Origin of the sequence: Sphaerospermopsis aphanizomenoides BCCUSP55, from assembly GCF_001586785.1 — a bacterium.
GTDB lineage: Bacteria > Cyanobacteriota > Cyanobacteriia > Cyanobacteriales > Nostocaceae > Sphaerospermopsis_A > Sphaerospermopsis_A aphanizomenoides_A.
On sequence record NZ_LUFH02000161.1, the window covers coordinates 1 to 8,368 of the forward strand.

Annotated in this window: 7 protein-coding genes; 1 reads left to right on the forward strand and 6 read right to left on the reverse strand. The window is 41.1% G+C overall.

All coding sequences use genetic code 11. From position 1 onward, the window contains the following. Positions 1-33: 33 nt before the first annotated feature. The 5 genes from A0J48_RS25145 to pilM form a co-directional block, all read right to left on the reverse strand. Positions 34-429, reverse strand: a complete 396-nt coding sequence (locus tag A0J48_RS25145) for a four helix bundle protein (RefSeq protein WP_200327309.1) — start codon at positions 427-429, stop codon at positions 34-36. Between the two features lie 93 nt (positions 430-522). After that, positions 523-3,015, reverse strand: coding sequence for an AMIN domain-containing protein (locus A0J48_RS25150; protein ID WP_200327310.1), 2,493 nt, complete (start codon positions 3,013-3,015; stop codon positions 523-525). Positions 3,016-3,423: 408 nt separating this feature from the next. After that, on the reverse strand, positions 3,424-4,200 hold the full coding sequence (locus tag A0J48_RS25155) for a GspMb/PilO family protein (protein WP_200327311.1): 777 nt from the start codon (positions 4,198-4,200) through the stop codon (positions 3,424-3,426). After that, positions 4,197-4,982: a PilN domain-containing protein gene (locus tag A0J48_RS25160; RefSeq protein WP_200327312.1), complete on the reverse strand. Its 786-nt coding sequence runs from the start codon at positions 4,980-4,982 to the stop codon at positions 4,197-4,199. The genes A0J48_RS25155 and A0J48_RS25160 overlap by 4 nt, the downstream gene beginning before the upstream one ends. A 4-nt stretch (positions 4,983-4,986) precedes the next feature. Next, complete coding sequence (gene pilM / locus A0J48_RS25165) at positions 4,987-6,117, reverse strand: type IV pilus assembly protein PilM (RefSeq protein WP_200327313.1); 1,131 nt, start codon at positions 6,115-6,117, stop codon at positions 4,987-4,989. 303 nt (positions 6,118-6,420) lie between these two features. Here pilM and A0J48_RS25170 point away from each other — a divergent pair, with 303 nt between their 5' ends. Continuing rightward, positions 6,421-7,719: an ABC transporter substrate-binding protein gene (locus tag A0J48_RS25170; RefSeq protein WP_200327314.1), complete on the forward strand. Its 1,299-nt coding sequence runs from the start codon at positions 6,421-6,423 to the stop codon at positions 7,717-7,719. Positions 7,720-7,757: 38 nt separating this feature from the next. Here the strand turns inward: A0J48_RS25170 and A0J48_RS25175 are convergent. Further along, on the reverse strand, positions 7,758-8,368 hold a 611-nt coding region (locus tag A0J48_RS25175), incomplete at its 5' end, for a glutamate ligase domain-containing protein (RefSeq protein WP_325079115.1).

Consider the following 8,368-nt stretch of genomic DNA (forward strand, 5'->3'; position numbering starts at 1 on the left):
GTTGGGGAGTTGGGGTGGTGGGGTGATAGAAGACTAGTTTTTGTGAGGTTTAATCACCCAGGAGGAGGAGTTGTTGATCAGATTGACTAGTTTACCGAGAATTTGGTTGTAGGTGTGATACAGTTTTCGTCCTGTCTCAATATCCAGATAGTGACATTTAACTGCAAATTCTATCCAGGTTTGCGTCTCTGCCGCTTCTGCTTCTGAATCGCTAAGTTTGGATATAAACGCAGCTTGATAACGTCGCTTACGCCAAGCTTCCGCCAAATTAGCACAAACAGAGCCAGATGAACGACGAATTTGATCTGTCAGAGAATACTTCTCTTCAACAGGAAATTTTTTTGAAGCCTCAAAAATAGTCATAGAGGCATCAAAAGCCATTTTATAAACTTCTAAATCTCTATGACTTTTAATCCCACCATTACCCATCTTTGTAAGCTGTTGCTCCTATAATTTGCACTTTGTGACTTTTGAACAAAATGCAATAAACTCTCTCCCTACCACCCCATCTCCCCAAACAATCTACCGATTATTGGGAACCTTCAAGCCACGGCGCTCAAGGATTTGCCGCACCTGTGGACTAGGATTGTAGTTATAACCATAAGCAGAACGCTCTGAGTCATCCATTACCTGCGGTGTGAGTAATACAATTACCTCTCTACGTTCATTAGTTCTGTTTGTTTTTCTAAATAAGGAACCCAGCAGAGGAATATCACCCAAAATAGGTAGCTTGGAAACAGTTGTTCTGTCTTGGTCTTGGATAATACCTGAGAGAATGAGTGTTTGACCATCTCGCAAGCGTAGTTGACCAGATGCAAGACTTCTGGCAGCTAATAGGGCAATATTGCCATCAGGAGTTGGTGAAGTACCAGCAAATGCAGATACAGTGGGTGCAACAGACAAGGATACAAAACCATTGTCATCAATTCTTTCTACTTTAACTCCTAGAGTTAAACCCGCTTCCTTGATGATCGGTTCTCTCAGTGTGTCTGTAACTCTAATACCTCCATACACTTCTGAGGTTAACTTGACTGTAGCCTCCTGTCCTTCTTGCACAATTAGGGTTGGGTCAGTCAAAATCTTGGCATTACCACTTTGTACCTGAGCTTGTAAACTTGCAAGGAATCGTCTGGGGAATTTGTACAAAGAAGGTAAAGCTGCTGTTGCAGTGCCAGCTGTACCTTGTGCGGTTGTTACTATTTGAGAACCAGGAGTAGTACCGTTTGTAACGCTTGTAATAATATTTGTGGGCGGGGTAATTTCTGTAAAACCTGGCTGCAAGGGATTTGAAGTTGCAGGGGAAAGAGGCGTAGGTACGGTTGATGTACCAGCTGTCCCTGCAAATGTCTGAACCTGTCCAGGAGGAATTATCACAGTATTACCATTTATACTAGTAATGTACGGTGATGAAGAGTTGTTAACTATTGTAGTACCTGCCGTGACTGAGGACAAGTCTGTAGTATCAGTAGGACTTAAGAAAGGCTGTCCTGTAATTGGATTTGTAATTACAGGTGTATCAGTGATACTGTTTGCTACTTCACTACTAGTAGGTGGTCTTGAACCTCCAAAGTTAAAAGTAGCTGCACCACCATCACTAGAGAAGTAGTTATTACCAATACCAAAGGCAAAACTAGAGTTATAGTCTTGAATACCTAAAAGGTTGACATCAATAATTTTGACGTTAACCACCACCTGACGACGACGGACATCAAGCTGAGTTAATTGAGATATGGCCATCTCAACCATTTTAGGAGTACCAACTAAGGTAACAGAATTTGTCCGTTCGTCTCCAGATGCTTGCAACCCTCTGAGTAAGGGTACTGAATCCCGATAGTCAATTCGTTGCGTCTCCACTTTTGTTTCTGTAGTGGTCTGAGTTTGAGTAATGGCGGCGTTAGCAGCACCACCTACAGGTACAGCATTCACGCTAGTAACTAATCTTTCACGACTGACGGCACTTTCAGCACCCAAAGCCACCAAGAAGTTTAAAGCCACGCCTACCGTTACCTGATTCAGTCGCAAACTCCGCATCACATTATCACGGGTGGAATTAGGCAATTTAGCCCCAACAAAAATCGTCCTCCCACTGCGGTTAGCTTCTAAACCACTCAAGCGCAAAACGTAGTTAAATACATCTTGCACTGGTTCATTTTCAATATCTAGAGAAATAGTCTGGCTGGTGGTAACACCTGGTTGGCCTCCAGGGGCTGGCGTTGCTCCTTCGCTACCTATATAAGCTACGTTCATACCAGCAGCACGAGCTAGAAGTGACAGCACTTCTCTGACTGGTGCATCTCTTAATACCAAACGTGGGACTCTTTCCTGAGTTCCTAAATCAATACTGGTAGGAGAGGTATCAATGTTAGATACTGTGATATCGCCGACTGGGGGTGCAACTGCTCTGGGTAAGAAGGGAGGAGCTAAATTGTAAGGTTGATTTGGACCTGCTGGTTGTGCAGGTTTACCATCAATTGTTACTTCTGGGTTAGGAACTAACACTTCTGGCTTTTTACCCGGTTCGGCTGGAGTTGCAGCAGGGGTTGTGGCTGCGGCTGTGGTGGTATCTGTATTTTGTGTTGTGGTTGGTGTTGTCGATGCTGTGGTATCTGTGCTGGAAGTAAAGCCCAGAGTCAAACTGTTGTCTTGACGCATGACGGGCTTGCTATTCGGTGCGCTGTCACTGCCAGTTACTGTCACACGCACACTGTTAGGATTTAATTGATTGACTTCTACAGATGCTATGCCAGGAGCAGGGTTGTCTTGACGGAAATTGTTACCTTGTGGTAGACGCAGTTGAGTATTAATAATATCTGCGACTAGGGCGTTACCCCGTTTTGTGGTAAACACTTGGGGTTTCTCACCCGAAGAAGTCTTTAAAATTACACTAATTCCTCCCTCAGCAGGACTTAGTTGTACTTCTGTGATTTGAGTAGTCTGTGCCGAAGCGGGCTGGGCTGCTAAGAGTAAACAAGCAGTTGCACTTGAGATTAAAACATTACTATGAACTTGTTTCACAGTTCATTCCTCACATTAAATAAAAAACAGTCTGTATGTTTAGTGTAAGCATTCAACTATCAGCGTTCAGCATTCAGCTTTTTAACAGTTATGCCAAAAATCACTCATTGATCATCTAGCGATTGATCAAATATTCTGAATCCTGATTCCTGACTTCTGAATTCTTACCGAAAAAATGGGTTTAAAGTTCCCCGTCCGGAGACGGCTTGCTGATACAAGAGTGCAAACAGGCAGGGTATTGTCTGTTGGGCGAGATAGTGTCAGACGGTATGAAACTGCAACTATTGTTTGAAAGAAAGAATCTCCAAACTTTTAGGGCGGGGAGTATGTCAATGTTTAGTTGTTAATCAAGAGTGCATTGAATTTATATTTAAGTTATCAATCAGCACTCAGGAATTTTGATGGTGACTACTGGGCTGGGGGAGCGGCTTTTGCTGCCAGTTCTGCTGTTTCTTCGGCTGTTAATGGCATTAATGCCACTAGGTCAAAAGAAGTTGACAATTTACCTATTCCAGTCCGTACTTCTTTCTTTTTCTCTTCTGTTTTCTCTACCTCTGGTGGTACTAATTTGGAGTCATAGTTTTGAACGAGTAATAAAGGCTGTAAACGCTCAATATTACGCATGATTGACTGAGTTTGTTCAAAATTGCCTTCTATTTCCACTTTAATGAGTCTGCGTTTGAGCTTATTGTTAACTTTTTCTCCCAAACTGTTATCAGTAATAATTTCTGCTTTATCTGCTGCTGGTACAAACCGTTTGAGTTTGGCTCTGACGGCATTACTGGCAATGACTTGAGCATTGCTAGAATCTACCAAGCGACTGGTATCCATCAACAAGGTATCCAAACTTTTTTCGTTAGCAAACAAAGCTAAAACTTGGACTTGTTGCTTCTTGGCATCAGCTAACTCTGTTTTTACCTTGTCAGCTTGTTTGGCTTGGAGTCTCTTTTGGTCAACTTGCCCCTGCAAATCGGTGCTTTTTGTTTGCAACTGTTGAAAGTTATCCCAAGCTGGCATGACCATATTCATGATCATGTAACCAGTGGCCGCAACTCCTATCATGCCAACTACTATCCCAATAATTTTTGGTGTAAAAGTAATACCAAAAGCCACTGGATAGGATGATGCGACATCATCAAAGTTGGTGTTTTGTTGAGAAAAATTTAAATCATCACTCAGTGTCATTTGGCGATCGCTCCTGTTTCTTGAAGGCTACGAATCCTTTTTACTAATCCAACTGTACCTTTTTGTTCTAATTCTCGAATTAATTCGGATGCTGGCACACTACTCAGACTAGCTTTAATGGTGTACTTAACCACTTGAGGTGGTTTGAGTTTAACTCCAGACTTATCTTCAGGTGGAACAGCACCAGTGATCGGAGGTGCATCAATTAACTCTGCGGTACTAATTCCGCTTTCTGCGGCATTTAATAACTTAGATTGTCCCATACTCAGTAGAAAGTCATTGACATCACTAAAAGAGCGTGCGTAGCCGCTAATTTCTAATAAACCCGCAGGATTACTAGGTTTTGGTCCTGTGGCATTTGGGGCTTGAATCACAGGTGGAATTTGCCTGATATTTTCAACTTGCACATTTGCAGGAATGCGATCGCGCAAATCTTGTAACATCGCTGACCAAGGACGGATCTGATCAAACACTGTCACCAAAGCTTGTGTTTGGTCTTTTACACCTGCTGTTTCATCCTTTATTTTCTTAATGTCAGCTATTTTACCGTCTAAATCCTTACCTTCCTGCTCTAGTTGGGCTATTTTTTTGCTCAAACCATCATTTTGGGCGTTTAAAAACCACAACCCTCCAAAAGTCAAAGCAGGAAAAAATAAACCTACACCCAATCCTATAAACACTGGTGTTAACTCTCCCAGGCTAATTGGTTGTTTGACAGGTTTAGCCTCACTAATTTCTGTAGGCGCTCGGTCTTTAAGAAAGTTAATATCCAGACTATACATTTCGTTATGCCTCCCGCATTCCTAAACCAAGTATTATCCCCAAGCCAGGACGTTGCACGGGGGGATATTTTTCAGTTTCTACTTGCAAAGATAAATCCCGAATTGGATCTATTTGCGTAGTAGGAAAACCTAATCTTTGAGTGAAGAATTCATCTAGCTGTTGCAGTCCTCCTCCTGTCCCAGCAAGTAGAATCTGCGCTACTTCTAAACCGTCACTCTGATTGATGTAAAAGTCTATAGAACGGCGCAGTTCATCTGACAATTCTCCTAGTATTTTTAACATAGGAGCCATTCCAGGATTAATACCAGTAGTGCCACTTCTGACCACATCCATAGAACTTGTGGGAATAGTCATACCCATCAACATATCCATATCTCGTGATATAGGTAAGTTCATAGCTCTGGATAAAGCAGCTTGCAATTGATATGTACCTATTGGCACTGTCCGGGAAAATTGTGGTACTCCATTGATAATAATGGCAATTTCTGTACTGTCAAACTCAATATCAACTAATACTGCTGCTTCTTGAGGTCCGAATAGTCTCAACTGATCTCTAATAGTTCTAATCAGCGCAAAACTGTTAATTTCTAAAACATCAACTTTTAATCCTGCTTCAGCAAAAGTATTAATATAGGTGTCTGTTATTTCCTTACGAGTGGCAACTAAAAGCACTTGAACTTTTTCAATGCCATCCTCATCTACAAAGTACCCTAATTTCTGATAATCTACATCAGCTTCTTCTCTGGGATAAGGTAGATATAATGCGGCTTCATGGTTAAGCACCATCTCCCGCAACTCTTTATTATCCAACTCTGCTGGAACAGGAATGACACGCACGATCGCATCCCGTCCAGGAATACAAGTGGCAACACGGGAAGCTTTAATTTTACTTTCAGCCATTCCCTGTTGGATGATTTCCGCCATCCTGGGAGGATCGTTGATTTGACCATCAACAATTATCCCCTCTGGAACTGGTATGGTTGTCAAAGATTCCAGCTTTATGCCTTGGCGTTGCTTACGTAGCTGAACTATGTTCATTCTTTCTGGTGCAAGCTCAATGCCAACGCCTTTATTAGATTTCCCAAGGAGATTACTGAGATTACCAAGATTGAAATTACTTAAGACGTTTACCACAGTTTTACCTGCTAGATTGCTAAATGGAAAATTTTAAAAATAAGGAGTTCAGAAGGCAGAAGGCAGAAGGCAGAAGGCAGAAGGCAGGAGGCAGGAGGCAGAAGGCAGAAGTCAGAAGGCAAGATTTATTACTTTTGACTTTTGACTTTTGACTTTTGACTTGATGACTCCCCATCTCCCATGCTCCCCTACTCCCCATCTTCTTCCCTGTCACCTAAACTTACTAAGTAATCTATATATCCTATAATCTCGACATTTCTGCATAAGTTTTTCACCCCTTTTAATCGTAAAAATATTACCACGATGATTAGATTACGAAAATTCCAACACTTAATTATTTGGGCTATGCTGGGTTTACTTACTAGTTGGGTAGTAAGTTGCAGCACAGGTAATGTTGGCACAAGTTCAAACCCAGTTGCTTCAGAAGCTGCAAGTATTGAGTTTTGGACTATGCAACTCCAACCTCAATTTACTAACTACTTCCAAAGTCTAATTACGACTTTTGAATCCCAAAACCCCAGTATCAAAGTCAAGTGGGTGGATGTGCCTTGGGCAGCAATGGAGAACAAGATTTTAACAGCTGTCTCCGCAAAAACGCCACCAGATGTTGTTAACCTTAACCCAGATTTTGCGTCCCAATTGGCTGGACGAAATGCTTGGTTAGATTTAGATGCGAAAGTCCCAAGTGAAGCTCGTTCTTCTTATTTGCCTAATATTTGGCAAGCTAGTACCCTCAATGGCAAGAGTTTTGGTATTCCCTGGTATCTCACCACAAGGTTAACTATTTATAACACTGATTTGTTAAAACAAGCTGGTATCACAAAACCACCTGCGACTTATGCAGAATTAGCGCAAGCGGCGCAACAAATTAAAGATAAAACTGGTAAATACGCCTTTTTTGCCACTTTTGTACCCCAAGATTCTGGTGAGGTGTTGGAATCATTTGTACAAATGGGTGTCACTTTAGTAAATAGTGAAGGTAAAGCAGGTTTTAACACACCACAAGGAAAAGCAGCTTTTCAGTATTGGGTAGATTTGTATAAGCAAGGATTACTACCTAAAGAATCATTGACACAAGGCCACCGTCATGCAATTGATTTATACCAATCTGGAGAAACGGCGTTTTTAGCTTCTGGGCCTGAGTTTCTGAAGACAATATCTAATAATGCACCCAAAATTGCTCAAGCTTCTGCGATCGCACCTCAAATTACCGGTGATACAGGTAAGAAAAATGTGGCGGTGATGAATATTGTTATTCCCCGTGCCAGCAAACACCCTGATGCAGCAGTTAAATTTGCCTTGTTCGTGACTAATGATGAAAATCAATTAGCTTTTGCTAAAGCTGCAAATGTTTTACCTTCAACGGTTAAAGCATTATCTGACAGTTATTTTAAGGAAGTTCCGGCTGATGCTTCCACTGTAGAAAAGGGACGTATGATCAGCGCCCAACAAATGCAAACAGCAGAGGTTTTAACTCCGAAAATTAAAGATTTTAAACTTTTGCAAAAGGCAATTTATGAAAATCTGCAAGCTGCAATGTTAGGACAGAAAACTGTAGATAAAGCTGTAGAAGATGCAGCACAACAGTGGGACAATAGGTAATGGATAATTGATAATTGATAATTGATAATTGATAATTGTCAATTACCTAGAAAATAGCCGATGAGATAGAGAGAACCGCATAAAACTACTAGGTTATCTTGATTGTCTGAAGAGGTAAAAGCAGCATCTAAAGCGGAGAATACATCTGGATAGATGCTGCAAAAACCTAAATCTGGGCAAGTTTCATGGGCTAATTTTCTTAAATAATCAAGATTGGCGGAATTATTATCGGGGACTGGTACTAAATATAATTTATCTCCCGTTTTTAGTAATGCTTGAAAAAGGTCAGCATGATTTTTAGTCGCTAACATTACCATGACCCAGTTTATGTTTTGGGTGATATTTTTGCTATTTAAATTATCTACATAATTTCTTAAAACTTCTGCTGATGCTGGGTTATGTGCGCCATCAATTAATAGTTGATAATTTTGATTATTATGTTTCCAGGTGAACCATTGCATTCTTCCTGGCCATTTGGTGTTTCCTATCCCATTAATAATCGCCTGTTCAGAAATTTGCCAGCCTTGTTGTTGTAATATTTCTAAAGTGGCTAAAGCCAAAGCAGAATTATGTAATTGAATTCGTCCCTTTAATGGTAGAGGATATTGAATTGTGGATTGGAAATTTTCTGTTTTCTCCCCAACTCCCC

What these genes read in the sequence shown, in the direction of transcription:
- A0J48_RS25145 (WP_200327309.1), bottom strand. Translation starts at nt 429, where the DNA reads ATGGGTAATGGTGGGATTAAAAGTCATAGAGATTTAGAAGTTTATAAA.
- A0J48_RS25160 (WP_200327312.1), bottom strand. Translation starts at nt 4,982, where the DNA reads ATGTATAGTCTGGATATTAACTTTCTTAAAGACCGAGCGCCTACAGAA.
- A0J48_RS25155 (WP_200327311.1), bottom strand. Translation starts at nt 4,200, where the DNA reads ATGACACTGAGTGATGATTTAAATTTTTCTCAACAAAACACCAACTTT.
- A0J48_RS25170 (WP_200327314.1), top strand. Translation starts at nt 6,421, where the DNA reads ATGATTAGATTACGAAAATTCCAACACTTAATTATTTGGGCTATGCTG.